We start from the raw sequence: 597 nt of genomic DNA, 5'->3' as shown, positions 1-597 counted from the left end.
CTCGGCCCACACCGCCGCCAGCTTCACTTCGATCTCCCCCCGCGGCGGCTCGTAGCCGCGCGTGGCATAGGCATCCTGTTCCGGCGCTGGCAGCGCCCGCCGATCCAGCTTCCCGCTGAGTGTCAGCGGCAGCGAGTCCATGCGCACATACGCCGCGGGCACCATGTGCTCAGGAAGCGAAGACAAAAGATGCAGACGCAACTGCTCGGCGCCGATCCCATCTGCCAAGCTTGTGTAGTAGGCCACCAGACGCTTGTCACCGGGCACATCCTCACGGGCGACAACCACAGCTTCCCGCACATCCGGATGCTCCATCAGCCGCGACTCGATCTCCCCCAACTCGATGCGGAACCCGCGGATCTTCACCTGAAAATCATTGCGGCCCAGAAACTCGATGTTGCCGTCGGGCAGATAGCGCCCCAGGTCTCCCGTGCGGTACATCCGCGCCCCAGCTTCATCTACAAACGGATCCCGGAGAAACTTCTCCGCCGTCAGCTCCGGACGGTTCAGATATCCCCGCGCCACTCCCGCCCCGCCGATATACATCTCACCGGCCACTCCCACAGGCACAGGCTCCCCATGCGCATCCAATATGTA

Annotated in this window: 1 pseudogene; it reads right to left on the bottom strand. The window is 63.7% G+C overall.

Annotated features, from left to right (window positions below):
* Positions 1-597 (bottom strand): annotated as a pseudogene (locus tag GSQ82_RS03285) (AMP-binding protein); the annotation flags it as partial.

Source organism: Granulicella sp. L60 (assembly GCF_009765825.1).
GTDB lineage: Bacteria > Acidobacteriota > Terriglobia > Terriglobales > Acidobacteriaceae > Edaphobacter.
Note: the sequence above shows the minus strand (reverse complement) of the source record. Positions and strands in the feature narration are given on the sequence as shown.